The 24,909-nt window shown below is 74.1% G+C and carries 24 protein-coding genes; 12 read left to right on the top strand and 12 right to left on the bottom strand.

What is annotated here, in order from left to right:
• Window positions 1–71: 71 nt before the first annotated feature.
• Genes E4P39_RS12460 through E4P39_RS12450 form a run of 3 tightly spaced genes read left to right on the top strand, consistent with a single transcriptional unit; the run spans window position 72 to window position 1,965 of the window.
• The gene (locus tag E4P39_RS12460) at window positions 72–326 is read left to right on the top strand and encodes a hypothetical protein (RefSeq protein WP_135136905.1); all 255 of its coding nucleotides are present in this window, start codon (window positions 72–74) and stop codon (window positions 324–326) included.
• Entirely contained in the window at window positions 304–1,245 is a 942-nt protein-coding gene (locus E4P39_RS12455) for a hypothetical protein (RefSeq protein WP_135136904.1), read from the top strand. Before E4P39_RS12460 ends, E4P39_RS12455 begins: the two co-directional genes overlap by 23 nt.
• A 9-nt stretch (window positions 1,246–1,254) precedes the next feature.
• Window positions 1,255–1,965, top strand: a complete 711-nt coding sequence (locus E4P39_RS12450; protein WP_135136903.1) for a nitrilase-related carbon-nitrogen hydrolase — start codon at window positions 1,255–1,257, stop codon at window positions 1,963–1,965.
• Here E4P39_RS12450 and E4P39_RS12445 read toward each other — a convergent pair.
• From E4P39_RS12445 to E4P39_RS12435, 3 genes are all read right to left on the bottom strand, one after another.
• Window positions 1,915–4,188, bottom strand: coding sequence for a LuxR C-terminal-related transcriptional regulator (locus E4P39_RS12445; RefSeq protein ID WP_209306509.1), 2,274 nt, complete (start codon window positions 4,186–4,188; stop codon window positions 1,915–1,917). The genes E4P39_RS12450 and E4P39_RS12445 overlap by 51 nt on opposite strands.
• 69 nt (window positions 4,189–4,257) lie before the next feature.
• Complete coding sequence (locus tag E4P39_RS12440; RefSeq protein ID WP_209306508.1) at window positions 4,258–4,647, bottom strand: hypothetical protein; 390 nt, start codon at window positions 4,645–4,647, stop codon at window positions 4,258–4,260.
• A gap of 79 nt (window positions 4,648–4,726) precedes the next feature.
• The gene (locus tag E4P39_RS12435; protein WP_135136901.1) at window positions 4,727–5,623 is read right to left on the bottom strand and encodes an oxidoreductase; all 897 of its coding nucleotides are present in this window, start codon (window positions 5,621–5,623) and stop codon (window positions 4,727–4,729) included.
• A 92-nt stretch (window positions 5,624–5,715) separates the two neighbouring features.
• Here E4P39_RS12435 and E4P39_RS12430 point away from each other — a divergent pair, with 92 nt between their 5' ends.
• The 4 genes from E4P39_RS12430 to E4P39_RS12415 all read left to right on the top strand — a co-directional run bounded on the left by E4P39_RS12430 (window position 5,716) and on the right by E4P39_RS12415 (window position 8,478).
• Complete coding sequence (locus E4P39_RS12430; RefSeq protein WP_135136900.1) at window positions 5,716–6,114, top strand: STAS domain-containing protein; 399 nt, start codon at window positions 5,716–5,718, stop codon at window positions 6,112–6,114.
• Window positions 6,115–6,186: 72 nt separating this feature from the next.
• Complete coding sequence (locus E4P39_RS12425) at window positions 6,187–7,461, top strand: YibE/F family protein (RefSeq protein ID WP_135136899.1); 1,275 nt, start codon at window positions 6,187–6,189, stop codon at window positions 7,459–7,461.
• Window positions 7,458–8,078, top strand: coding sequence for a class I SAM-dependent methyltransferase (locus E4P39_RS12420; protein WP_135136898.1), 621 nt, complete (start codon window positions 7,458–7,460; stop codon window positions 8,076–8,078). The genes E4P39_RS12425 and E4P39_RS12420 overlap by 4 nt, the downstream gene beginning before the upstream one ends.
• A 73-nt stretch (window positions 8,079–8,151) precedes the next feature.
• Window positions 8,152–8,478 (top strand): TraR/DksA C4-type zinc finger protein, encoded by a 327-nt coding sequence (locus E4P39_RS12415; RefSeq protein WP_135136897.1) that lies wholly within the window; start codon window positions 8,152–8,154, stop codon window positions 8,476–8,478.
• A gap of 7 nt (window positions 8,479–8,485) precedes the next feature.
• Here E4P39_RS12415 and E4P39_RS12410 read toward each other — a convergent pair whose 3' ends face one another.
• On the bottom strand, window positions 8,486–9,145 hold the full coding sequence (locus tag E4P39_RS12410; protein WP_135136896.1) for a response regulator transcription factor: 660 nt from the start codon (window positions 9,143–9,145) through the stop codon (window positions 8,486–8,488).
• Complete coding sequence (locus tag E4P39_RS12405; protein ID WP_167761826.1) at window positions 9,142–10,320, bottom strand: histidine kinase; 1,179 nt, start codon at window positions 10,318–10,320, stop codon at window positions 9,142–9,144. Before E4P39_RS12405 ends, E4P39_RS12410 begins: the two co-directional genes overlap by 4 nt.
• A gap of 187 nt (window positions 10,321–10,507) precedes the next feature.
• Here E4P39_RS12405 and E4P39_RS12400 point away from each other — a divergent pair, with 187 nt between their 5' ends.
• On the top strand, window positions 10,508–11,215 hold the full coding sequence (locus E4P39_RS12400) for a hypothetical protein (RefSeq protein WP_135136894.1): 708 nt from the start codon (window positions 10,508–10,510) through the stop codon (window positions 11,213–11,215).
• 56 nt (window positions 11,216–11,271) lie between these two features.
• Here the strand turns inward: E4P39_RS12400 and E4P39_RS12395 are convergent, their stop codons facing one another.
• The 3 genes from E4P39_RS12395 to E4P39_RS12385 form a co-directional block, all read right to left on the bottom strand.
• Window positions 11,272–12,201, bottom strand: coding sequence for a prenyltransferase (locus tag E4P39_RS12395; RefSeq protein WP_245159797.1), 930 nt, complete (start codon window positions 12,199–12,201; stop codon window positions 11,272–11,274).
• Window positions 12,202–12,361: 160 nt separating this feature from the next.
• A complete protein-coding gene (locus E4P39_RS12390) occupies window positions 12,362–13,159 on the bottom strand; it encodes a class I SAM-dependent methyltransferase (protein ID WP_135136893.1) in 798 nt (265 codons plus the stop codon).
• The gene (locus E4P39_RS12385) at window positions 13,153–14,475 is read right to left on the bottom strand and encodes a glycosyltransferase family 4 protein (protein ID WP_135136892.1); all 1,323 of its coding nucleotides are present in this window, start codon (window positions 14,473–14,475) and stop codon (window positions 13,153–13,155) included. Before E4P39_RS12385 ends, E4P39_RS12390 begins: the two co-directional genes overlap by 7 nt.
• A 97-nt stretch (window positions 14,476–14,572) precedes the next feature.
• Between E4P39_RS12385 and E4P39_RS12380 the strand changes: the two genes are divergently transcribed.
• Together E4P39_RS12380 and E4P39_RS12375 are read left to right on the top strand one after the other, a co-directional pair.
• Window positions 14,573–14,866, top strand: a complete 294-nt coding sequence (locus E4P39_RS12380) for a Dabb family protein (protein ID WP_135136891.1) — start codon at window positions 14,573–14,575, stop codon at window positions 14,864–14,866.
• Between the two features lie 84 nt (window positions 14,867–14,950).
• Window positions 14,951–16,066, top strand: coding sequence for a DUF4192 domain-containing protein (locus E4P39_RS12375; protein WP_135136890.1), 1,116 nt, complete (start codon window positions 14,951–14,953; stop codon window positions 16,064–16,066).
• 24 nt (window positions 16,067–16,090) lie between these two features.
• Here the strand turns inward: E4P39_RS12375 and E4P39_RS12370 are convergent, their stop codons facing one another.
• Together E4P39_RS12370 and E4P39_RS12365 are read right to left on the bottom strand one after the other, a co-directional pair.
• Window positions 16,091–18,172, bottom strand: a complete 2,082-nt coding sequence (locus E4P39_RS12370; protein WP_135136889.1) for a S9 family peptidase — start codon at window positions 18,170–18,172, stop codon at window positions 16,091–16,093.
• A 138-nt stretch (window positions 18,173–18,310) separates the two neighbouring features.
• Window positions 18,311–19,036, bottom strand: a complete 726-nt coding sequence (locus E4P39_RS12365; protein WP_135136888.1) for a metal-dependent transcriptional regulator — start codon at window positions 19,034–19,036, stop codon at window positions 18,311–18,313.
• Between the two features lie 185 nt (window positions 19,037–19,221).
• On the opposite strand from E4P39_RS12365, the gene E4P39_RS12360 reads away from it, so the two are divergent.
• Complete coding sequence (locus E4P39_RS12360) at window positions 19,222–20,403, top strand: acetoin utilization protein AcuC (RefSeq protein ID WP_135136887.1); 1,182 nt, start codon at window positions 19,222–19,224, stop codon at window positions 20,401–20,403.
• Window positions 20,396–23,107, top strand: coding sequence for a bifunctional GNAT family N-acetyltransferase/acetate--CoA ligase family protein (locus tag E4P39_RS12355; RefSeq protein WP_135136886.1), 2,712 nt, complete (start codon window positions 20,396–20,398; stop codon window positions 23,105–23,107). Before E4P39_RS12360 ends, E4P39_RS12355 begins: the two co-directional genes overlap by 8 nt.
• Before the next feature lie 60 nt (window positions 23,108–23,167).
• Here E4P39_RS12355 and sigB read toward each other — a convergent pair whose 3' ends face one another.
• Window positions 23,168–24,154 (bottom strand): RNA polymerase sigma factor SigB, encoded by a 987-nt coding sequence (sigB, locus tag E4P39_RS12350; protein WP_135136885.1) that lies wholly within the window; start codon window positions 24,152–24,154, stop codon window positions 23,168–23,170.
• Between the two features lie 237 nt (window positions 24,155–24,391).
• Window positions 24,392–24,811, bottom strand: coding sequence for a D-aminoacyl-tRNA deacylase (gene dtd, locus E4P39_RS12345; RefSeq protein ID WP_348633817.1), 420 nt, complete (start codon window positions 24,809–24,811; stop codon window positions 24,392–24,394).
• Between the last annotated feature and the right edge of the window lie 98 nt (window positions 24,812–24,909).

Genomic DNA, 24,909 nt, shown 5'->3' with positions numbered 1-24,909 from the left:
GGTTCTGCGCCGGGGGTGGTGCGGGCACGGCGACGGCCGAGGCACGGTGGTCGGGACCGCAGGAGGCCGCCGTGGGATCGACGCAGTGCGTGGTGGTGAGTGGGCCGATGCCGTCGGCGGTCGCCGGGATCGTGCGGGACCGCTTCGAGGACGTCCGCATCTCCACGGCACCGGCCGGAATGGTGATCGAGTGCTCGATCCCCGACCAGGCGGCGCTCCGGGCGCTCCTGACCCAGCTCTGGGACGTGGGAGGCGCAGTCCTCCTGGTTGCCGTCCTGTCCACCGACAGCGAGAGGAATCGGCATGACCCCACGCATCACGGGTGACAGGGGTGCCGCGCCCCGCGGGGCGGACACCGAGCGCCGCTCTTCCAGCGTGTCCCCGTCGTACGCCGTCCCCCCGTGGTCGTGGCTGTGGCTGCTCGTGGGCACGGCACTGCTGCCGTTCGCGAACGTCCAGACCCTGATTCCCCTGACGGCATGGCTGGCGCCGGTGTTCCTGCTGCGCTTCACGCGCAGCCAGCGGCCCGCGATCGCCCTCCCGGCGCTCGTCGTCGCGATGGCCCTGGCGCTGCTCCTCGGGCTCCGGGACGGGTTCTTCCCGATCGAGGACGGCTTCGGCCACTACCTCTTCGTCGCGACCCTCGGCGCCGGTGGTGCGGTGCCGTTCGCGGTCGACCGCGCCCTGGCGCCGCGGCTGGCCGGCGTGTCCCGGACGCTCGTGTTCCCGGCGGCCGTGACGGTCACGGAACTGCTCGGGACGCTCGGCAGCGCCTACGGCACCGCGGGCAGCACGGCCTACTCCCAGTACGCCGGCCTTCCACTGCTGCAGCTGGCCTCCGTCACCGGGATCTGGGGGCTGACGTTCCTGGTCAGCTGGTCGGCGTCCGTGGCGAACGACCTGTGGGAACGCGGATGGGGCGCCGCAGGAAAGCCGCCGGCGGTGATCTTCGTCGTCGCCCTCGCTGCGGCGCTGCTGTTCGGCGGCGCCCGCCTCGCATTCGCGGCGCCGGCTGCCGAGACGGTGCGCGTCGCGGCCCTCGCCCCTGATCGGCAGCTGTCGGACCTCGCGTACTCCGCACCGGATCTCGGCGCTGCCGATACCGACGAGCGTGCCGCGGTGCGGGAGGAACACTTGCAGCCGGTGCTCGAGGAGCTGTTCGAGCGATCCGAGCGGGAGGCTGTCGCCGGCGCGAAGATCATCGCCTGGTCGGAGGCCGCGGTGCGGACCCTCGAGGAGGCCTAGGCCGGCGTCGTGGCGCGCGCGGCCGACCTGGCGCAGCGACACGAGGTCTACCTCCAGGTCTCGATGATGGTGCTGCTCGCCGGCGGGGACGGAGCGGGCGGAACCCCGGTGAACGAGAACCATGCCGTTCTCCTCGACCCGGGCGGCACGGTCGTCTGGGACTACCAGAAGTCCAAGCCGACGCCTGGCGACGGGCACGGTCCCGGCCCCGGCGTCGTCCCCACCGCCGACACGCCATATGGCCGGCTGGCCACGATCATCTGTCAGGACGACTTCTTCCCCGCCCTGGTGCGGCAGTCCGGCAGGGCGGGGGTCGACATCCTCCTGGTGCCGTCCAGCGACTGGCGCAGCATCTCGGCGTGGCATGCCCAGCAGGCGCCGTTCCGAGCCGTCGAGAACGGTGTCGCCCTGGTCCGCCCCACCCGCCAGGGGATCTCGCTGGCCACCGACGGGCAGGGACGGCTCCTCGGCCACAAGGCGGACTACTACGTCGCCTCGGACCAGACCCTCGTGGTGTCCGTGCCGACACAGGGGAGCCGCACCTGGTACTCCCGGATCGGGGACACCTTCGCCTATGCCAGTGGAGTGGTGCTGCTGGTCCTGATGGGCGCGGCCCTCCGCCCCGGCCGGCGTCGCACGGACACGACAGGGACGCCGGCACGGCCGGGCTCAGGTCAAGCCGAGCGCCCTGCCCCGCTCGACAGCCTCCCGGCGCGATGACGCGCCGAGCTTGCGGTACAGGCTCTTGGTGTAGCCCTTCACCGTGTTGACCGAGAGGAACAGGGCGGCGCCGATCTCCCGCTGGGTGGCGGAGCCGGACAACGCGCGCAGCACCGACAGCTCCCGATCGGTGAGGTTCTCGTGCAGGCGACCGACCCGTCGCGCGGCACGGACCGCGCCCCGGCCGAGCCTCGTCTCGACCGCCTGCAGTTCCTCCGCCGCGAGTCGTCGGATCGGAGCCGCGTCGGCGACCTCGCGGGCCCGGGTCGCCGCCTCGCGGGCCGCTTCCCGGTTGCCAGCGGCGAGTTCCGCCTCCGCCAGGCTGCTCAGTGCCCTCACCAGTTCGACGTCCCGCCCCCAGACCTCGGCGAGCTGGACCGCGCGGCGCAGGCGGTGCCGGGCGAGTGTCAGGTCCCCACTGTGGTGGGCGAGGCGGCCGGCGACGAGCCGGAGCCAGGCGACCGACCCGGCGGCGGCATCCCCCCACGCGCCCTCCACGGCGTCGGCGGACGTCGCGACCTCGTCACAGACCTCGCCCGCTGCCTCCAGGTCGCCCACGTGGACGAGATTCAGGGCCAGCAACCCCGCCGTCTGCAGCAGCGCGGACGTCGGCAGCAGCGCGCGCGAGGGTCGTCGCCAGGCGTCCGCGAGCAGGGCGACCGCGTCGTCGAACTGCTCGCACCGCATGTGCGCGCTCGCGAGCGCAGCGCGCGCCAGCACGTAACCGGGGCGCTCGGGATCGGTCTCGAGCTGCACGGCGCGACCTCCCTCGGCGAGGGCGGCGGAGGCGCGGTCGCTCTCCACGTGTCCGTACGCGGCTCGCATCGTCAGGAGGCAGGCTCGGGCGCTGAGCCACCCGTCGACGGACACGGCGCGGTCGTCGACCAGGGCCTCCGCAGCGTCGCACCAGTGACGCACGCGGTCGAACCGGCCGCTGAGGACCGCGGCGTACGCCAGCATCATGACGACCACCGCATCGGCCGGGCCGCCGGCCGACGCCGCGTCCTCGCCCAGCCGCAGGTAGGTCGCCGCCGCACCACGCTCGAAGAACCACCCCTCCGACGACCTCAGCAGGTCCGTCGCTCCGGCGACGTCCCCGGCGGCGATTCGATGCCGGACGGCCTCGTCCATCCGGCCTTCGCCGGCGTACCAGTCAGCGGCCCGGCCGAGCAGGAGCGGGACGGCGTCGGGAGAGGCGGCCTCGAGCTCGCGCCGCAGCACATCCCGCAGGAGGCCGTGGCACCGGTACCAGCGTCGACCGGGATCCAGGGCGGCCACGAAGAGGTTCGCGTTCTCCAGCTGTCGCAGGACCGCAGCCGACCCCGTGCGCTCGAGCACCGCATCACACAGGGGCCCGGACAGGCGCTCCAGGACGGAGGCCCGCACCAGCAGATCGCGCTGCTCGGGCTCCAGCCGATCCAGGACCTCGGCCGAGAGGTAGTCCAGGATGTGACGGTCGTCCCCGCGCAACCGGGCAAGCCGGGACTCGGGCCGGTCGGAGCCGCGGAGGGAGAGCGCGGCGAGCTGCAGCCCGACCGCCCAGCCTTCGGTGCGTCGCCACAGGTGGACCAGCGTCGAGGGCGGCAGCCCGATCCCGCCGACCGTGGCGATCATGGCCGTCGACTCCTCCGGCGTGAACCGCAGGTCCTCCGCGCGGATCTCGGTGAGCTCCCCTCTCGCCCGCAACCTGGCCAGCGGAAGTGGAGGATCCGCTCGTCCTGCCATCACCAGGCGCAGGGACGCCGGCACGTACGCGAGCAGGAACTCCAGCCCCTCCCAGACCCGGCTGTCGCGCAGGACGTGGACGTCGTCCAGGACCAGGACGTACCGGCCGGTGGTTGCTGCCAGGTCGTTGATCAGCAGCGGCAGGGCCACGGTCACCGGCTCCACTCCCGGAGCGGACAGCGCCGCCAGCGCCCGGCGACCCACGGTCGGGTCCACTCCGCCGAGCGACGTCAGCACGTAGGTCCAGAACCGGACCGGCTCGTCGTCCGACCGGTCGAGCGACACCCACGCCGTGGCCGGCTGCTCCTCGGGGTCCGTCGCCCACTGGGCCAGCAGGGTCGTCTTGCCCCATCCGGCCGGCGCCACCACCACGCACAGCCGTGTGCCGCGGGCGGCGCGAAGCCGGTCGTGCAGCCGCTGCCGGGGCACCGCCCCGGGGCGAGGAGGCGGCACCGCGTGCTTCACGGACAGGAGCGGTGAACTCGGTGGTCCCGCCACGACGACCTCCCGGACCGGCGCGCCGATGGTCCCAGACCGCTCGCTCCCCAGAAAGGCCCCGGCCGGCGACTACCGATCGGGTGCTGGGAGGTCGGGTGCATGCGGCAGGCCGGCGACGGCGGCCAGCGTGTCGGCCTCGTGGCGCAGTCGCCGAGCGCGCTCGTGCTCGCCTGCCTGCTCGTAGACCCGTGCCGCTCGTCGCCGCTCGTCGATCTCGTCGCGGACCAGGCGCTTCACGTCCTCGTCCGACAGGTCCCGGCGCGCCATCTCCCGGACACCGACACCGACCGGGGTCTCCTCCAGCGCGAGGCTCCCGTGGCCGTGTTCCGGCAGCGGGACCGCTTCGGCGTTGTCGAGAGCAGCAAGCGTGGCGCGCAGCACGGCCACCAGTGCCGCATCTCGCTGCTTGAGGGCCGCGGGGAGAGCTGTACGCAGGCGTTCCCGGACGTTCATGGACACCGCTCGGAAGATAGCGGTCACGGCCGTCCGGCACGGACTCTTCAGGGGACGCCGGCCGGGAGCACCCGGAACGAGGTTGCTAGGCGGCGTTGCTGCCGGCGGGCAGGTCGATCCCGGTGAGGGCCGCCGAGGCCTCCCAGAGACGGCGGGCGAGGTCGGGGTCACTGGCGGACGGCGTGCGACCGACGAGAGTCGGCGTCCCCCGCATCTCCTGGAAGCCGCCCGGGCCGAGGTAGCTGCCACCGGGGAGGTCACTCGTGGCCGCCGCGAGGATCGGCAGCGCTCCCGACGCGTCGGACTGCGCGACGATCCGGTTGGCCAGCAGTGCGGCGCGGTCGGCCAACCGGTTCCCCGTCCGGCCCTGGAGGTTCGTCGCGGCCCAACCCGGATGCGCGGCCAGCGCCCGGACGCGGGATCCGTCGGCGGTCAGCCGGCGCTGCAGCTCGAGGGTGAACAGCAGGTTCGCCAACTTGGACTGGGCGTAGGCGCCGGTGGGCGAGTACGGCCGGCGCTCCCAGTTCAGGTCGTCCAGGTCGATGCGCCCGGTGCGGTGCATCATCGAGGCGACGGTCACCACCCGGTCGGTGACCTGCGGCAGGAGCAGCGCGGTCAGCGCGAAATGGCCCAGGTGGTTGGTGCCGAACTGCAGCTCGAACCCGTCCACCGTGACGCCGGGCGGCACCATCATGATCCCGGCGTTGTTCACCAGGACGTCGAGGTCGCCGGTCCACTCCGCGGCGAACGTCCGGACCGACGCCAGGTCGGCCAGGTCCAGGTGGCGGACCTCCACCTCCCCGTCGATCGACGCCGCAGCTTCCCCGCCGCGCGAGAGGTCGCGGACGGCGAGCACCACGCGCGCCCCGGCCCGGGCCAGCTCCCGCGCCGTGGCCAGGCCCAGGCCGCTGTTCGCGCCGGTGACGACGACCGTCCGGCCGGCCTGGGGAGGAATGTCGGCGGGGGTCCGGGAGGGGGTCATGCACCCGACTGTAGGCAGCGCCGCGGCCGGCCGGCTCCGGGTCGTCGGCCGGGCGAGGCGTGATCATCGGCCGTACCGGGCAGTGACACGGCGTGGAGGAGACGACGAGTTCCGCAGCGCCCCCGCCGTCGGGCGCGGGCCGCCCCGCCGAACCCGAGGTGGCCCACGCTGTCGACGGCGGCGTCGCCCGCCTGAGCCTGGCCGGGGAGCTGACCGGCGCCGCCCGCCGTCCGCTCATGCGCGTGCTCACCGATCTGCTCCTGCAGGTCCACTCGCTGCACCGGGTCGAGCTCGATCTGCACGCGGTGACGTTCATGAACTCCGCGGGCATGGCCGTGCTGGTCCAGGCACTGCGCATGACGTCGCCGCGGGCGATCGAGCTGATCCTGGTGGGGCCGACGGCGGCGGTGATCCGGCCCCTGCAGCTCAGCGGCCTGTGGCACCGGTTCACCATGCTCGAGAACCCGACCGAGGGCGGGGGCGGGGAGTGACATCGACCGGGTCGGCCACGCGGAGCCGGTGTCGGTGTGGAGCCGGGGCGGGCCTGCTCCTAGCCTGAGCCGGTGCCGCCCAGCCACGACCACAGCCACGGTCCCGATCCCGACGCGCCGCCGCCGAGCACCGAGACCCTCGGCCTCCGCAGGCGGGCCGTGTGGCTCATGCTGCTGCTGCTCGTGCCGGTCGGCCTGGCCACCGTCATCGGGCTGATCGCCCTGTGGCCCGACGGGGAACCCACCCGGGCCCAGCAGGTCGCCGCGACGTACTCGCCGCCCGGGACCACCTATCCCGACGCGAGGGTCGTCTCCGTCGAGGAGGTCGAGTGCGGCCTCGGCTCGGAGGGCCCCCAGCAGACCTGCGCGAACGCCGTGATGGAGGTTCTCGAGGGCGAGGGCACCGGGGACTTCTCGCAGGTCGAGCTCCCACCGGAGGTCGTCGCGGCCGGGGTGTCCGAGGGGGACACGCTGGTGCTCAGCCGCGACGGAGGCGCCGAAGGGGGCGCGGTCTACGTCTTCGACGACTACGCGCGGGACCTCCCGATCGTCGTCCTGGCGCTCACCTTCGCCGTCGTCGTCGGCGTGGTGGCGCGGCTGCGGGGTCTGGCGTCCCTGGTCGGGCTGGCGTTCGCCTTCTTCGTCCTGCTGCAGTTCGTGCTGCCGGGGTTGCTGTCCGAGGACTCCCCGACGCTGGTCAGCCTGGTCGGCTCCGCGGCGATCATGTTCGTCGTCCTCTATCTCGCGCACGGCTTCTCCGCGCGGACGACGACGGCGCTCGTGGGCACCCTCTTCGGACTCACCCTGGTGGCCGTCATGGGGTCGGTCGCGGTCTCCGTCGCGAAACTGACCGGCCTGACCAGCGAGGAGACGGTGACCCTGCAGGGCTACGACCCGACCCTGAGCTTCTCCGGCATCGTCCTCGCCGGGATCGTCGTCGCCGGGCTCGGCGTCCTGAACGACGTCACGATCACGCAGGCGTCGGCGATCTGGCAGCTGAAGGAGGTGTCGCCGGACATCACCTGGCGGGAGCTCTACACCCGGGGGATGGCGGTGGGCCGGGACCACATCGCCTCGACGGTCTACACCATCGTCTTCGCCTACGCGGGGGCCGCGCTGCCGCTGCTGCTGATCTTCGAGCTGTCCGACCGGTCCCTCTGGAACATCGTCACCAGCTCCGATCTCGCGGAGGAGGTCGTCCGCACCCTGGTCGGCGCCATCGCCCTCGTCCTCGCCGTCCCGGTGACGACGGCGGCCGGTGCGTTCTTCGCGAACGCTGCGGACACCGCGGCCGGGACGGCGACCGACCGGCGGATGACCTCGCTGAGGGCACGGTTCTCCCCGTGAGCGCCGAGCTGCTGACCGCCGCCCGCGCTGCGCCGGGGTTCATGCCGGACGACGAGGGGTCCGCGCTGTACGAGGCGGCCCGGACCGTCGCCGTCCCGGGGCCGTTGCTCGAGGTGGGCAGCTGGATGGGCAAGTCGGCGCTGTACCTCGCGGCGGCGGCCCGCGAGACCGGCCGTCAGGTGGTGACCGTCGACCACCACCGCGGCTCGGAGGAGCACCAGCCCGGCTGGGAGTACCACGACCCCTCGCTGGTGGATCCGCACGTCGGCCTGGTCGACACGTTGCCGTGCTTCCGCCGCACGATCGCCGAGGCGGGCGCCGAGGACGTCGTGGTCGCGGTCGTCACGCGCTCCGAGGTGCTGGCCCCGCTCTGGTCGACGCCGCTGGCCCTGCTGTTCCTGGACGGCAGCCACACGGAGGAGTCGGCCCGGCGGGACCAGGACGCGTGGGTCGCCAAGCTCGCGGTCGGCGGCACCCTCGCCATCCACGACGTCTTCCCCGATCCGGCCGCGGGCGGTCAGGCACCGTTCGGCGTCTACACCCGGGTCCTCGCGTCCGGGAACTTCGAGGAGCTGCCGGGGGCCGGCTCCCTCCGCCTGCTGAGACGGCTGTCGTGACCGAGCTTGCGAGGTCACGCAATGGTTCAGCACCCCCGGGCACGGCATCGACGAGCGCCAGCGAGGAGGTGTCGTGACCGACCCACTCGAGCAGGAGCAGGTGGCGGCCCTCGCCCAGATCGAGGCACTGACCCGGGAGTTCGACGAGGTGGTGGCGGCATCGCGGTCGTCCAACGCGGACGACGAGCACGACCCGGAGGGCGCCACCATCGCCTTCGAACGCCAGCAGGTGGTGGCCCTCCTCGAGCAGGCGCGGGCGCGGCTCGCCGACGTCGAGGCGGCGCTGGCCCGCCGCGCGGCGGGGGAGTACGGGATCTGCGAGACCTGCGGCAGGCCGATCGCACCCGAGCGGCTGGCCGCGCGGCCGGCCGCCCGCACCTGCATCGACTGCGCCCGCTGACCGCCGGTCAGTGCGCGCCCGGGCGCACCAGCCCGCGCTCGTAGGCGAAGACCACCGCCTGCACGCGGTCCCGCAGCCCCAGCTTCGCCAGCATCCGGGCGACGTGGGTCTTCACGGTCGCCTCGCTGACCACGAGCGTGGCGGCGAGCTCCGCGTTGGACAGCCCCTGAGCGACCAGGTGCAGCACCTCGAGCTCGCGCTCGGTCAGTCCGGCCACCTCCGGGGGCGCCGGTCCCGGGGCCGGCGTGCGGGCGAACTCCTCGATGACGCGGCGGGTGACGGCCGGATCGAGCAGCGCTCCACCGGAGGCCACCACCCGGATCGCCTGGACGAGCTCCTCCGGCGGCGCGTGCTTGAGCAGGAAGCCGCTGGCGCCGGCGCGCAGCGCGTCGTAGACGTGGGAGTCGACATCGAACGTGGTCAGGACGACGACCCGGGTCACGGCCGGATCCTCGGCGGTCAACCGGGCGGTCGCGGCGATGCCGTCGAGCCGCGGCATCCGGATGTCCATGAGGGTGACGTCGGGCCGCAGTCGGCGGGCCGCGGCCACTGCCTCGAGCCCGTCGGCCGCCTCGCCCGCCACGGAGATGTCCGGCTCGGCCGAGAGGATCAGCCGGAACCCGGCCCGGACCATGGTCTGGTCGTCGGCGAGCAGAACGCGGATCACGGCGCGCCCTCGGCCCCGGTCGTTCCGGCGGGCGCAGGGGCGGGCTCCGGGTCCGGCACCGGCAGGACGGCGTGCACTGCGAACCCGCCGGCCGGCCGGGGCCGCGCGTCCACGGACCCCCCGTACAGCGCCGCCCGTTCGCGCATGCCGACCAGACCGTGACCGCCCTGCCGCGGGGCAGCCGCGCCCCGACCGTCGTCCACGACCTGCAATTCCACGCAGGTCGCGCCGTAGTCGATCCTGCAGTCGAGCCGGCGGGCGGCCGCGTGCCGCAGCACGTTGGTGACCGCCTCCTGCACGATCCGGTACGCGGCCAGGTCCACGCCGGGCGGCAGCGGGCGCGGTACCCCGCCGATGGTCAGCTCGGCCTGCAACCCGGCCCGTCGGGCGGCGTCCAGGAGTTCGGGTACCCGGTCCAGCCCTGGGGCGGGCCCCCGCTCGCCGTCCTCGGACGAGCGGAGCACGCCGAGCATCCGGTGCATCTCCGCCAGGGACTCGCGCCCGGTCCGCTCCACCGCCTCCAGCGCCGATCGCTCCTCGGCCTGCTCCGGCCGCAGCAGCCGGCGGACACCGCTGACGTGCAAGGTCATCACGCTCAGGCTGTGGGAGACCACGTCGTGCATCTCCCGGGCGATCCGGAGCCGCTCCTCCGCCACGGCCGCGGCCGCCTGCCATTGCGCCTGCTGCTCCGCCAGCGCCGCTCGCTGCTCGAACAACTCCGCCCGCTCCGTCCGGCTGGCGACCGCCCGGCCGGCCAGCCAGGCGCCCGAGGCCAGCAGCCAGGCGAAGGCGATGTCGGCGAGGACGAACCCCTTCTCCAGGACGATCGAGACCGCGAAGCAGAGCAGCGCCGTCGCCAGGGCGACGACCGGCCGGGGCGCGTGGTAGCCGGCGGACACCAGGAGCCCGAGCACCGTGACGAACCAGCCGAACGAATCCGCCGGGTCCACGCCCAGCGCCCCCGGGATGACGACCAGTGCGCACATGGCCGTCACCAACGCGGTCAAGGGGGCGATGCGGTGCCAGGCGGCCGCCGCGGTGCCCACGGCGTAGGCCAGCGCGAGCAGCGGCCGCGGGCCGAACGTCGCCGGCGCGAGCCACAGCTCCACCTGGCTACCGGCGGTCAGCACCGCGGCGGCGGCCAGGTCCAGCGGGCGCGGCACCCACCTGTTCATGACGTCACGGTAGGGCCGGGTGGTTCCCGGCGGATCGCTCGCGAGAGCGATCTCCGGCCGAGGAAGGTCATCCGACCGGACGACGCCGATCGAGCCTCGGTGCCGACGACGCGGGCGGAACCCTCGAACCATCGTTTCCGGCGTCCGACCGGCGGGATGCGCCGGTCACCGTCGAAGGAGAACCGCCATGACGACCACCGGTACGAGGACCGCCCCTCTCTCCCGCCGAGTCCGCCGCATCGCTGCCGGCGGCAGCCTGATTCTCTTCTCCGCCGTACTCATCCCGCAGGCTCTCCTCGACCCGGCCGAGGGCGGCACCGGCGAGGTGATGTACCGCGCCGCGACCGAGCACAGCGCGGCGCTCACGGTGTCGGCGGTCCTGCTGATCGTCTCCGCCGTCCTCATGGCTCCCGCCGCAGCGGGCGTCCTGCACCAGGCCCGCGACCGCGGTGCCGGACTGGCCGACGTGGGGGCCGCCCTCGCCGTCCTCGGCGGCTTCGGCTACTTCGGGATCGCGCTGTTCTACGTGGTGTCCCTGTCCCTGGCGGGCGGGGACGAGGCGGAGATGATCGCGTTCATCGACCGGCTCAACGAGAGTGCGGTGCTCGGCGCCGTGGCCTTCCCGCTGATCCTGTGCTTCGGGCTCGGCGTCGCGCTGCTGCCGTGGGCGGCCTGGCGCGCCGGTGCGGTCGGAGTGTGGGCCCCGGCCCTGGCGACCGTGGCCGTGCTCGTCGGCCAGGGACTGCCGTTCAGCAACGACGTCACGGTGCTCGCGACGGTGAGCGCGCTGGTCGTCGTCTTCGTCCACCTCGGCGTCCGTGTGCTGCGGATGACCGACGCGGAATGGGACGGCGTCCCGCGTGTGGCTTCCTCCGCGGAGCCGACCCGCGTCTGAGCAGACACGGCCCGGCCGGTCGGCGGCCTTCGGGGTGCCGGCCGGTTCCGCTGCGCTCAGGGGAGGACGGTGCCGGCGCTCCCGGGCAGGTACTCGGCGTCGGCGGCGTGCGTTCCGGGCAGCGCCGCGGGGTCGCGGAACAGGCCGGACGCGGGCGTCGATGCGGACAGCGCGTCGGCGGCGAGCACCACCGCCCCCGCCGTCCACGTGGTCCGCTCGACCGGCCACCGGGCGTCGTCGGGGTAGACGAAGCCCGTCCAGTAGGACCCGTCCTCGTGCCGGAGGTGCTGCATCGCGGCGACCTGCTCGATCCCGGCGTCGATCCGCCCCGCTGCTGCCAGGGCCAGCGCGAGCTCGCAGGTCTCGGCGCCGGTCACCCACGGCCGGTCGGCCACGCAGCGGACGCCGAGGCCCGGGACGACGAACCGGTCCCAGTCCGCGGCCAGCCGCTCGTCGGCGTCGACCCCGGTGACCGCGCCGGCCAGCACCGGGTAGTACCAGTCCATCGAGAAGCGGGAGCGGTCGGCGAAGTCCGCGGGGCGGCCGCGGAGCGCGGTGCCGAGGTCGGTGACGGCCAGCTCCCAGTCCGGCTGGGGCTCCCCGCACAGCCCGGCGAGGGCGATCCCGCAGCGCAGTGCCTGGAAGAGGCTGGCGCTCCCGGTCAGCAGCGCGGTGTCGTCCGGGCTGCCGTCGGGCCGGAGTGCCCAGCCGATCGCGCCACCGGCCAGCTGCATCCGCGTCACCAGGTCCAGGCCGCGACGGACCACCGGCCACAGCTCCGTCACCAGGGGCTCGTCCCGGGACGACAGCCAGCTGTGCCAGGTGCCGACGGCGAGGTAGCCGGCGTGATTGCTCTCCGTGGCTGGTGCCGACTCCACGCCCCCGCGGTAGTCCGACGCCCAGGACCCGTCGACGCGCTGACGGGTGGCGAGCCAGCGGTACGCCCCGGCGGCGCGGTCGTGCTGCCCCCCGACGTCGAGGGCCATCGCCGCTTCCACCGAGTCCCACGGGTCGAGCTGGCCCGCGCGGGCCCACGGCAGCGCGCCGTCGCGTTCCTGCTGGGCGGCGATCCACGCGACGGTCTCCCGCAGCTGGTCACCGGTCAGGACGCCGGGCAGCTCGGGGAGGGTGCCCCGGCCGGCCCGGTCAGCGCGCCGCAGCGGTCCGCTCCTCCGCCGGGGGGACGTAGCCGCCGCCCGCGGCGGAGCTGCCCCGAGCGACCGCCGGCTTGTCGGCGTAGACGACGAGGCTCTTGCCGAACAGGGGGTCGAGCAGCCGCTCCGCGGTGCGCGTGATCCAGGGCCGCTTCGTGAGGTCCCAGACGAGCAGCCGGTGGTATGCGCGGACGGCGGCGGAGTCGCGCTCGACACCCACGGCGCACTTCAGCCACCAGAACGGGGCGTGCAGCGCGTGGGCGTGGTGGCCCGCCCCCGGCACCAGGCCGGCCGCGGTCAGCCGGGTCCGCAGCACGTCGGCGCGGTAGATGCGGACGTGGCCGCCCTCGTTGGCGTGGTAGGCGTCCGACAGGGCCCAGCAGATCCGCTCGGGCCCGTAGCGCGGCACGGTCACCGCCAAACGCCCGCCGGGCTTGAGCACCCGCGCGATCTCCGCGATCGCCGCGGCGTCGTCCGGGATGTGCTCGAGGACCTCCGACGCGATCACCCGGTCGACGCTGGCGTCCGGCACCGGCAGCGCGCACAGGTCGCCGCGCACCACCTCGGCGCGAGCCACCCTGCCGTCGCCCGCCCGCCCAGCCTCCCCGGCCTCGGCGATCGCGTCCAGCCACTGCCTCGTCGTCTCGACCTCGGGGACGCCCCAGTCGACGGCGAGCACGGAGGCACCGCGGCGGTAGGCCTCGAACGCGTGCCGTCCCTCACCGCAGCCGAGGTCGAGCACGGTCATCCCCGGCCGCAGGTCGAGGCGGTCGTAGTCGACGGTCAGCACGGCGACTGCCCTTCGACTCCGGGCTCGACCCGCTCCCCGGTCGCTGGGGCTCCCTCGCCCGTCGTCCTCATCGAACCCTTCCGGTCGAGCACCTCGCCGTACCAGTCGGCGGTGCGCTGCGCCGTCGACCGCCAGGTGTAGCGATCCAGGACCCGGCGCCGGCCCGCCCGGCCGAGCCGGCCGGCGAGGTCGGGGGAGTCCAGCACCCGCCGCAGGGCCTCGGTCAGCTCACCGACGTCCCCGGCCCGGACCCGCAGGCCCGCCTCGTCGCCGACCACCTCCGGCAGTGCCCCGGCATCGGTGGTGACCAGGGGAGTGGCGCAGGCCATGGCCTCGACGGCCGGCAGCGAGAACCCCTCGTACAGCGACGGGATGGCCACCACGGTGGCCCGCTGCAGCAGGTCGACGAGCTCGGCCTCGGGCACGGGCCCGGTGAAGTGCACCGCATCGCGCAGCGAGAGCCGGTCCAGGGCGGCCTCGGCCGGTCCGCCGGGCCGGGCGGTCCCGACGACGGTGAGCCGCACCGGGCGCTCGGTGCGCAGCTTCGCCAGCGCCTCGAGCAGGTTGACCAGCCCCTTGAGGGCGACGTCGGCGCTGGTGATCACGAGGACGGACCCGGGGTCCCGCGGCTGCCCGGCGGGCGGGGGCGTGAACTCCGCCGGGTCGATGCCGACCGGGATGACCGCCACGTTGTCGGCGGAGGCGCCCATGTGCGTGGCGATGTCGCGCCGTGAGTTCTCCGAGACGGTGGTGAGGCCGTCGAGCCGGCCGGCCACGCGCGCCTGCATGGCGGTGAAGGCGTACCAGCGCCGCAGGGTCAGCCGACGGCGCAGCGACGGTGCCGCCGCGAGCTCGAGCGCCCGGTCGATGACGATCGGGTGGTGGACGGTGGCGACGGTCGGGATCCCGGCCCGCGTGAGCCGGAGCAGCCCCCAGCCGAGGGACTGGTTGTCGTGCACGACGTCGAACTCCGCCGCCCTAGGCAGCAGGTGCCGCGCGGCCCGCAGGCTGAAGGTGAGCGGCTCGGGGAAGCCGGCGGTGCACATGGTCGCCCACTCCAGGACGTCGATCCGGTCGCGGAACTCCGACGGCCGGGGCGTGCGGAAGGGGTCGGGCTCGCGGTAGAGGTCGAGACTCGGCAGCGGCGTCAGCGGCACGCCGTCGGCCAGCTCGGGGTAGGGCTGCCCGCTGAACACCTCCACGCGGTGCCCGAGAGCGGTCAGCTCCCGGGACAGGGCCCGGACGTAGATGCCCTGGCCCCCGCTGTGCGGCTTGCTCCGGTAGGACAGCAGTGCGACGCGCAACGACCGTCCCATGCGGCGGACTCTAACGAGCGCGCACGACGCGCCGGCCGACCCGCCGGGCAGCGGGGTCGTGCGCCCGGCCGGCCGGGCGCCTGGCAGGGTGCAGGCCATGATCCGTCACGTCGTGGTCTTCACGTGGTCGGCCGCCGCCGATGCGCGTCGCCGGGCCACCAGCGTGCAGGCGCTGCGCCGGCTGCGGCAGGACGTGGGCGGGATGCTCGCCCTGGTGGTGGCCGAGGACGCCGGGCTGTCGGACGGCAACGGCGACGTCGTGCTGATCGCGGACTTCCCCGACGTCGAGGCGTTCTACCGCTACGCGCAGGACCCCGTCCACGTGGCGGTCATCGCCGAGCACGTGCGTCCGTGGCTCGCCGCGCGCAGCGCCGTCCAATACCAGATCTGAGGCCACCGGCCGGCAGGACGCTCGGCCGTCCACAAGTCGGGTCCGCGGATCGGCGAGGCCCCGTCCGGCGCCCAGGGTCGGTGCATGGACCCCCGTTCCGACCGGCATCCCGGCTCCGATCCCCAGCGGATCGACGTGCGGCTCTCCGACCCCGGGGAGATCGTCGCGTCGCTGCCCGCCCTGCTCGGCTTCCGGCCGCGGGAGTCGGTGGTGCTGGTCGGCCTCACCGGCGCGAGCGGCGGCCGGGTGGGGTTGACGGTGCGGGGCGATCTGCCGCCCCCGGAGGACGCAGCCGCCGCGGCGGCCGTTCTCACGCGGAGTGTGCGCACCGATCGGCCCAGCGGGGTGCTGGTCGCGGTCGTCACGGAGGCGCCCGACGTCCCCGAGGCGGGTGGCCCCGGGAGGGGGCCGGACGGCGGCGCCTCCGGGCTGCCGCACCGGGACGTGGTCCACGAACTGGTGCTCGCCCTCGCCCGGGACGGCGTCGCGGTGTGCGCGGCGCTCCTCGTCCGCGCCGGCCGGTGGTGGTCCTACGACTGCCCGCGGCCGTGCTGCGCGCCCGGAGCCGGGACGCCATTGCCGGAGGGCGTGACGACCCTGGAGGTCGCCTCCGTCGCCACGGGCGTGGTCGTCGAGCGGGACCGCAGCGACCTGGTCCGCCGGATCACCGGCCCGGTCGGCCCCGCACGGGACGACATGGCGGCCGTCTGCGCCCGGGTCGCGGTCGAGTGCTCGGCCCGGGTCCTCGAGACGGGGTTCGACGCGGTGGCGGAGGAGTCGTTCGCGGCCGTCACGGCGGCGGCTGCCCGGTGCCGCCCCGGTGCCCCCCGGCGCGCCCTGACCGACCGGGAGGTGGCACGGGTGGTGTGGGGGCTGCGCGACCGGGACGTCCGCGACCGCGCCCTCGGGCTGGCGATCGGCGCGGACGCTCCCGCCGCGGAGGTCCTCTGGACCGAGTGCACCCGGCGGGCGCCCGCCCCGCTGGATGCGGCGCCGGCCACCCTCCTCGCGGTCAGTGCCTGGCTGCGCGGGGACGGCGCTCTGGCCAACGTCGCCCTCGCCCGCGCGCTGGACGTCGAGCCGGCGTACGCGCTCGCCCGGCTGCTCGCCCAGGCGCTGGCCCGGTGCGTGCCACCGGCCGAGCTGCGCGCGATGATCGGGACCACGCTGGCTTCCCCCGGCGCCTCCCGGCCGGGCTGATCGGCCGTGGGGGACCGGCGCCGGTCAGAGGAGCTCGGGCCGCTGCCACTCCTCGCCGCGCACGTGCTCGGCCAGGAAGGCCAGCACCGTCTCGTACCAGACGATCGAGTTGCCCGGCGTGAGCACCCAGTGGTTCTCGTCGGGGAAGTACAGGAACTTCGACGGCACGCCGCGCTTCTGCAGGTCGTACCAGAGCCGGAGCCCCTCACCGATCGGGACGCGGTAGTCCTTGTCCCCGTGGATGACCAGCATGGGCGTCCGGATGGCGTCGGCGTAGCGGTGCGGCGAGTTCTGCTCGTAGCGCTTGGGCTCGCGCAGCGGGTCGCCCCACTCCTTCTCCCAGTAGTACGCGGCGTCCGTCGTACCGGTGAACGCGTCGAGATCCCACAGGCTGGCGTGCGTGACGATGGCCCGGAACCGGTCCGTCTGGGTGGCGATCCAGTTCGCCATGTACCCGCCGAACGAACCGCCCATCGCCGCCGTCCGGGTGCCGTCGACCTCCGGCCGCCCGACCGCGACGTCGACGGCGGCCATGAGGTCGGTGTAGGGCGCGCCGCCCCACTCACCCCAGCCGCGGCGGACGAAGTCGAGGCCGAAGCCCTGGGAGAGGGCCGGATTGGGCAGCAGGACGGCGTAGCCGCGCGCGGCCATCACCCAGGGGCACCACCGCCAGGACCACGAGTTCCAGCTCATCAGCGGGCCGCCGTGGACCCACAGCAGCAGCGGCGCCGGGGAGTCCGCCGAGGCGCCCTCGGGGAGCACCAGCCAGGACTGCACCCGCGTGCCGTCGGCGGTGGTGGCCTCGACCTCGTGCAGCGTGCCGGGCAGCCGGTCCAGGCTGCCGGGGCTGGGCAGCACGGCCGGCTCCTGGAGGGGTGCCGCGGGATCGAGGCGTACCGGCACCGAGGGGGAGTCGTATGCGGAGCGCAGCGCATAGAGGGCGCTGCCGTCCCGCGCGACGTTCAGGTCGCTGTAGGCACCGTCGCCGGTCAGCCGGACGGGCTCGCCGCCGTCCACCGGGACCCGGAACACCGCGTGCCGGCCGTCGTCGTCGGCCAGGAAGTAGACCGCCGAACCGTCGGCGCTGAACTGGGGCGCGCTCGGCCACCGGTCGAAGCCCGGGGTCAGCTCCGACGCCGCACCCGTGGCCACGTCGACCAGCAGCAGCGTGTAGTCCGGTGGCTCGGCGTAGGTCGCCAGCCTTTCCCGGACGCAGACCACGGTGGCGCCGTCCGGCGAGAATCGGGGCCGGTAGACGTCGGCGAGCGGATCGTCCACCAGCACCCGCGATCCGCCGCTCGCGGTGTCGGTGACGACCAGGCGCGACCGGCGCGACGCCGGGCCGTCGTTCACCTCCTCCGAGCGGGCCAGGGAGAGTCCGTCAGGGGACAGCGCGGCGTCGTCCCCGGAACCGGTGGGTGGCGCGGCCTGTGGGGTGAGGTCCCGCAGCTCGACGTCGTCCGTGCCGCCGGGCGATTCCTCGTCGGGCAGCTGCCCCGCCCAGAACAGATGGGGGAAGGCGGGACCGAGGTCGTGGTCCCAGTGCCGGATCGGGTAGCTCTCGTGGAGGATCGCCGACACCCCGGCGTCCTTGCGCTTGCTGCGCCGCTCCGCGTCGGCCTCCGTATCCGACCCGCCCGGCATGGTCGCGGAGACGACGACGACGTCGCCGCTGTCGGCCGCGAGGAGGACCGGGCCGACGCCTCCCGGCCGGGAGAGGACGAGGCGGGCCTCGCCGCCCCGCGGAGGCAGGCTCCACAGCGCCGGCTGGGGATCCCCGTTCTCCGCGGCGGCGGCCGGGTCCGGGCGCGCCGACGTGAAGAGGAGCGAGCCGTCCGGTGCCCACACCGGGGACGACTCACCCGGCGCGCTGCGGGTGAGGCGCCGCGCCGGGCGCCGACCGGCCGGGTCGACCTCCCACAGCGCCGATTGCCACTTCTTCTTCTCCGGGTCCAGCGTGTGCACCGAGACGGCCAGCCGGGAGCCGTCGGCGGACAACGCGAGCGCACTGATCCGGGGCAGCGCCACGAAATCGGCCAGCGACGAGAACGGGCTGCCGGAGGACCCGGCGGACGGCTCGGCGGGGGTGGACGGGGGCTGGCTCACCGTGGGTTCTCCCTGCCGGAGTGCGAGGTGGCGGACGTCCGGTCCACAGTAATGAGCGTCCCGCCGAGCCCGGCCCGCGCCCGGTCCGGCGCGCCGCGGCGCGGCCGACGGGCCGGACAGCTGCCCTCCGGTGCCCGCTCAGAGCCGGGGCGCGGCCTCCAGCGGGGTCAGGTCCTCGTCGACCGCGCTGACGAACAGGTGCTGGGCGACCCCCGCGCGCAGCGGCTGCCCGTCCAGGGTCACCGAGCCGTCGACGAGCCGGGCCACCATCGTCACGCCCGGCCGGACGCCCTGCTCGGCCAGCTCGCGGAGCAGCGCCGTGTCCTCCTGCAGCTGCTCGCTGATCCGCCGGACCACGACCGGACGCCCCTCGGCGGTCGCCGTCGAGGACAGCAGGGTGAGGGAGTCGAGCACCGCGGAGGTCTCGCCGCCCAGCAGTTGGTCGCCGCGCAGCGCCTCGAGACCGGGGATCGGGTTGCCGAACGGAGAGGTGGTGGGATTGCCGAGCAGCGTGAGCAGCTTGAGCTCCACGGCCTCGCTCATGACGTGCTCCCAGCGGCACGCCTCCTCGTGCACGTCGGCGTAGTCCAGGCCGATCACGTCCACCAGCAGGCACTCGGCGAGGCGGTGCTTGCGCATGACCGCCGTGGCCAGGCGGCGTCCCTCGTCGGTGAGCTGGAGATGCCGGTCGCCCTCGACGGTCAGCAGGCCGTCGCGCTCCATGCGGGCGACGGTCTGGCTGACCGTGGGGCCGCTCTGGTGCAGGCGCTCGGCGATCCGCGCACGCAGCGGGACGACGCCCTCCTCCTCCAGCTCGAAGATGGTGCGGAGGTACATCTCGGTGGTGTCGATGAGGTCGTTCACAGGCACTCCTCCGTGTCGAAGGCAGTCTACGGGGTTGCCCCTCGCCGCCCGGTCGATCGAGGGAGCGGTCCGGACGGGAAGCCGCCGGCCCGGCAGCGGGTAGCGTCGCTCCGCGGGCGGGGTGCCGACCCGCGCAGGGGACAGCAGGGCCGCTCGGGCGGTCCGGTACCGGCGAGGAGAGACCCGTGAGCGACTCGGTCGCGGTCGTCTGGGACGACTCGCTGCTCGGCTACACCATGGGCGGGGACCATCCGCTGCACCCGGTCCGGCTCGACCTGACCATGCGCCTGGCGGACAGCCTCGGCGTCCTCTCGACCGGCCGGCTCGAACTGCTCAAACCCACGCCCGCGGACGCCGAGCTGCTCACCCTCGTGCACGACCCCGCCTACCTCGAGGCGGTCCGGCGCGCCCCCACCGACCACGACGTAGGGCACGGCCTCGGCACCCCGGACAACCCCATCTTCGAGGGCATGTACGACGCCGCGGCGCTGATCACCGGTGGCAGCGTGCTGGCCGCCCAGCAGGTGCACAGCGGCAGGGCACAGCACGCGGTGAACATCTCCGGCGGCCTGCACCACGCCATGCGGGACGCCGCCTCCGGCTTCTGCGTCTTCAACGACGCGGCGGTCGCCATCGCCTGGCTGCTGCGCCAGGGCTACGAGCGGATCGCGTACGTCGACCTCGACGTCCACCACGGGGACGGCGTGCAGAACGCCTTCTACGACGACCCCCGGGTCCTCACCGTCAGCGTCCACCAGACGCCGCTCACGCTCTTCCCCGGAACCGGGTTCCCGGAGGAGACCGGGGACCCAGGGAAGGCCATGGGGAGCGCGGTGAACCTGGCCCTGCCCAACGGCACCGACGACTCCGGCTGGCTGCGCGCCTTCACCGCCGTCGTCCCCAGCGTCCTGCGCGCCTTCTCGCCGCAGATCCTGGTGACCCAGTGCGGCTGCGACGCCCACCACGAGGACCCCCTGGCCGACCTCTCGCTCACCGTCGACGGACAGCGCGCCAGCTACCGGGCGATGCACGAGCTGGCCCACGAGGTGAGCGACGGGCGGTGGATCGTCCTCGGAGGCGGCGGGTACGGCCTGGTCCGGTGCGTGCCCCGGGCCTGGACGCATCTGATCGCCGAGGTGAGCGGCGAGCCCCTCGACCCGGCCACCGAGATCCCGGAGGCATGGCGGGAGGACGTCGTGCGCCGCGGTCTGCGGATCCGGCCGCCCACCCACATGACCGAGGGCGGCTACACCGGGTTCTCCCGCTGGGACCCCTTCACCGAGTCCCGCGTGGACCGTGCCGTGTCCCGGACCCGGCAGGCCACCTTCGGCTACTTCGGCCTCGATCCGGACGACCCCCGTGACTGAGCAGACCGCCCCCGCCCCCGACGTCGCCGCGGACCCGCCACCCCCGCCGCCGCCGCACTGGGAGGCCGACATCGTCGCCGCCGACGGCGGAACGGTGCACCTGCGCCCGATCTGCCCCGACGACGACGAGGGCCTGGTCGGGCTGATGGAGCGGAGCAGCGACCAGACCCGCTACTACCGCTTCTTCGGGCCCATGAAGCGGCTCTCGGACCGCGACCTGCACCGGTTCACCCACGTCGACCACGTGGACCGCGTGGCCTTCGTCGTGCTCCTCGGGGACCAGGTGATCGGCGTGGGCCGCTTCGACCGCTATCCCGACACCGACGACGCCGAGATCGCCTTCCTGGTGGAGGACGCCCACCAGGGGCGTGGCCTGGGCTCGGTGCTGCTGGAGCACCTGGCGGCCGCCGGGCGGGAGCGGGGCATCAAGCGGTTCGTCGCCGAGGTGCTGTCGCAGAACAACAAGATGGTGCGGGTCTTCCAGGACGCCGGCTACCAGGCCACCCGCGAGTACGAGGACGGCGTCGTCCACCTGACGTTCCCGATCGAGCAGACCGAGGATGCGCTGGCCGTCGCCTACGAGCGCGAGCAGCGCAGCGAGTCCCGGTCCATCGCGCGGCTGCTCACGCCGTCGTCGGTCGCCGTCGTCGGCGCCAGCAACGACGAGGGCAAGATCGGCAACGCGGTGCTGCGGCACCTGCTCGACCAGGGCTTCGCCGGGCCGGTCTACCCGGTCAACCCCGGGGCCCGGCACGTGCGCGGCGTGCCCGCCTACGCCGACATCGAGTCGATCCCCGACGACGTGGATCTGGCCGTCCTCGCCGTGCCGGCCGACGAGGTGGCCGGGGTGGTGGAGGGCTGCCGGCGCAAGCGGGTCCGCGGACTGGTGGTCGTCTCCGGTGGCTTCGGGGAGACCGGGCCCGAGGGCCGCGCGGCCGAGCGGCAGCTGGTGGCTGCCGCCCGCGCATCGGGCATGCGTGTCGTCGGGCCCAACTGCCTCGGGATCGTCAACACCGCCCCGGACGTGCGGCTCAACGCCAGCCTCGCGCCGAAGATCCCCGGCCGCGGGCGGGTCGGCTTCTTCGCCCAGTCCGGGTCGCTCGGGGTCGCCCTCCTCGAGCACGCCCGCAGCCGGAACCTGGGTCTGTCCACGTTCGTCTCCGCGGGCAACCGGGCCGACGTCAGCGGCAACGACCTGCTCCAGTACTGGGCCACCGACCCGGCCACGGAGGTCGTCCTCCTGCACCTGGAGAGCTTCGGCAACCCCCGCAAGTTCGCCCGGCTGGCCCGGAGCGTCGGCCGGACCAAGCCGGTCGTCGCCGTGAAGAGCGGCCGGCACGTGAAGATCCGACGCGGCCTGGTCGACACCTCGGTCGCGGTGCCGGAGCAGTCGGTCGCCGCACTCTTCGCCTCCGCCGGCGTCATCCGGGTGGACACCGTGGCGCAGATGTTCGACGTCGGCACGCTCCTGGCCCACCAGCCGCTGCCGGCCGGGAAGCGGGTGGCGATCGTCGGCAACTCGACGGCCATCGGCGTGCTGGTCGCCGACGCCGTCCTGGACCAGGGCCTGGAGCTGGCGCGCGAGGAGCCGCTGGACATCGGCGCCGACGGCACGCCCGAGGACTTCCGCGCCGCCCTCCAGGAAGCCGTCGACGACGACGGCGTCGACGCGGTCGTCGCGGTCTTCCTGCCGCCGCTCATGGCCGGGTCGAGGGAGTTCGGCCCGGCGCTCCTGAACGTCGCCCGGGTCTCGGCGACGCCGATCGTCGCGAGCTTCATGTCCACCGACGGCGTCCCGCCCGAGCTCGCCGTCCTCGACGAGAGCGGCATGCCCTCGCGGGGATCGGTTCCCTCCTACTCGACACCCGAGCGGGCGGTCATCGCCCTGGCGAAGGTCGCCGAGTACGCCGACTGGCGCCGCCGGCCGGTGGGCACCGTGCCGGAGTTGCCCGGCTTCGACGAGGACGCCGCCCGCGACCTCGTGCGCGCCGTGCTGGCGGAGGCGCCCGGCGGGCGGGATCTCACCGACGACGAGTTGATCGCCCTGCTCGCCGCCTACGGCGTACCGCTGCTGGGCACGCGGACGGTCTCCGATGCCGACGCCGCCGTCGCCGCGGCGGACGCGGTCGGCTACCCGGTGGTGCTCAAGTCCACCGCGCCGTGGCTGCGGCACCGATCGGACCTGGGCGGTGTGCGGCTCGACCTCGCCGACGCCGACGCCGTGCGGGCGGCGTTCGCGGCCATCCCGTCCGGTGACCCGGTGATCGTCCAGGAGATGGCTGCGCCGGGGGTGGCGACGGTGGTGGAGATCGTCGACGACCCGTCCTTCGGCGCGCTGGTCAGCTTCGGCCTCGGCGGGGTGGCGACCGACCTGCTGGGCGACCGGGCCTTCCGCACGCTGCCGCTCACCGATCTGGACGCCGCGGAGCTCGTGCGGGCCCCCCGCGCCTGGCCGCTGCTCGACGGCTACCGCGGCTCCGAGCCGGTCGACGTCGCCGCCCTCGAGGACCTTCTCCTGCGAGTCGCGCGGCTGGCCGACGATCTCCCCGAGGTGCTGCGGCTCCGGCTGGAGCCGGTCATCGTCGGCCCGGCGTCGCCGTGGCACGGCGGGCGGTCGCTGGTCGTCGCCGGCGGCACCGGGCAGGTCGGTCCGCCGACGGCCCGGGTCGACCCCGGCCCTCGGCGGATGCGCAACCCGGTGTGACGAAACGGCGAGAGCCGGTTCCCTGCGGGGAACCGGCTCTCGTCGGATGTTCGGTCGCGCTCAGCCCAGGTAGTCCCGGAGTGCGTCGGCCCGCTCCGGGTCGCGGAGCTTGCTCATCGTCTCGCGCTCGATCTGCCGGACCCGCTCGCGGGACAGACCGAACTGCTTGCCGATCTGCTCCAGGGTGCGGGGCTGGTGGCCGTCCAGACCGAACCGCAGGACGACGACGTCGCGCTCGCGGTCCTCCAGGGTCGACAGGACCGTCCGGACGTCGCCCTTCATCATCTGGAAGGCGACGGCGTCCTCCGCGACGGCGGCGTCGGCGTCCTCGATGAAGTCACCGAGGCGGGACTCCTCGTCGGCGCCCACCGTCTGGTCCAGGCTGACCAGGTCGCGGCTGTACTCCAGCAGCTCGATGATCCGCGCCTCCGGGATGTCGAGCTCGAGGCCCAGCTCCTCGGCCGTGGGCTCGCGCTCCAGCTCCTGGTGCATGCGCCGCCGGGTACGGACGACCTTGTTGACCTGCTCGGCCAGGTGGACGGGCAGCCGGATGGTGCGACCGGAGTCCGCCATCGCACGGGTGATGGCCTGCCGGATCCACCAGGTGGCGTACGTGGAGAACTTGAAGCCCTTGGTGTAGTCGAACTTCTCGACCGCGCGGATCAGGCCGACGTTCCCCTCCTGGATGAGGTCCAGGAAGGTCATGCCGTGGCCGGTGTAGCGCTTGGCCACCGAGACGACGAGCCGCAGGTTGGCCTCCAGCAGGTGCGCCTTGGCGGCCTTCCCGTCGATGGCGAGGGCCTTGTAGTCCCGCTTGCGCGCGGGGGACAGGCCCTGCTTCTCCTTCAAGAGGCGGTCGGCGTACAGACCGGCCTCGATCCGCTTGGCGAGCTCGACCTCCTGCTCGGCGGTCAGCAGCGCGGTCTTGCCGATGGTGTTGAGGTACACGCGCACGAGGTCGGTCGACACCAGGCCGGTGGTGTCGGGCTCACGTCGCGGTGCACGCGTCTCGAGCGTGTCCGTGGGGGAAGACTGCAGCAGCGTCACGATGGGTCTTCGTCCTTGCCTTCGGTTCGGATGCATCGCGCCGCGTGTTGCGGTCTCGGTGGCGCATCCGGGCGTAAGTGCCGGGCTCTCCGGGGTGTCGTGCCCCGGACTCTTCTGTCCGATGTGGTACGTGATGCACAACGGTTCGTGGCCGGGACCTGTTCCGCCGCGGCCAGGTTCACAGGAAAACCGCAGGGAGTGTGTTCGGTCACCCTGTGATACCCCGCCGCGACGGTCTCAGACCTCCAGCAGCAGGGTCATCGGCCCGTCGTTGACCGACGAGACCTGCATGCGGGCGCCGAACGACCCCGTCTCGACCGCACAACCGCGCCGTCGGAGTTCGGCGATCAGCTCCTCGACCAGCGGTTCCGCCACGTCCGCGGGCGCCGCCGGCTCCCAGGACGGCCGGCGCCCCTTGCGCGTGTCCGCGTAGAGGGTGAACTGGCTCACCACGAGGATCGGCAGTGCCAGGTCGGCCGCGGACCGGGCGCCGTCCTCGGCCGGGAAGATGCGGAGCTCGTGGATCTTGCGGGCCAGGGCGCGCGCGGAGCGGGCGTCGTCCTCCCGGCCCACTCCGACCAGTGACAGCAGGCCTCGGCCGATCTGCCCGACGATCCGACCGTCCACCGTTACAGCGGCAGTATCGACCCTGCTCACGACGGCGCGCACCGGCACATCCTGCACGCGGCGCGACCGGTCGCGAGGCCAGGGTGCCCGCCGCTCCAGGGCACCCGCACGGGCACGGCCCGGGGCCC

This window comes from Blastococcus sp. CT_GayMR19 (assembly GCF_004570385.1).
GTDB lineage: Bacteria > Actinomycetota > Actinomycetes > Mycobacteriales > Geodermatophilaceae > Blastococcus_B.
The sequence above is the reverse complement of the archived record's forward strand: the minus strand, read 5'-3'. Positions and strand labels throughout refer to the sequence as shown.

Excerpts from the sequence above, each read along its gene's own strand:
- E4P39_RS12400 (WP_135136894.1), top strand. The coding sequence starts at position 10,508 with ATGACGACCACCGGTACGAGGACCGCCCCTCTCTCCCGCCGAGTCCGC.
- E4P39_RS12405 (WP_167761826.1), bottom strand. The coding sequence starts at position 10,320 with ATGAACAGGTGGGTGCCGCGCCCGCTGGACCTGGCCGCCGCCGCGGTG.
- E4P39_RS12435 (WP_135136901.1), bottom strand. The coding sequence starts at position 5,623 with ATGACCCCCTCCCGGACCCCCGCCGACATTCCTCCCCAGGCCGGCCGG.
- E4P39_RS12455 (WP_135136904.1), top strand. The coding sequence starts at position 304 with ATGACCCCACGCATCACGGGTGACAGGGGTGCCGCGCCCCGCGGGGCG.
- E4P39_RS12385 (WP_135136892.1), bottom strand. The coding sequence starts at position 14,475 with ATGGGACGGTCGTTGCGCGTCGCACTGCTGTCCTACCGGAGCAAGCCG.
- E4P39_RS12375 (WP_135136890.1), top strand. The coding sequence starts at position 14,951 with ATGGACCCCCGTTCCGACCGGCATCCCGGCTCCGATCCCCAGCGGATC.
- E4P39_RS12395 (WP_245159797.1), bottom strand. The coding sequence starts at position 12,201 with ATGGCCCTCGACGTCGGGGGGCAGCACGACCGCGCCGCCGGGGCGTAC.
- E4P39_RS12380 (WP_135136891.1), top strand. The coding sequence starts at position 14,573 with ATGATCCGTCACGTCGTGGTCTTCACGTGGTCGGCCGCCGCCGATGCG.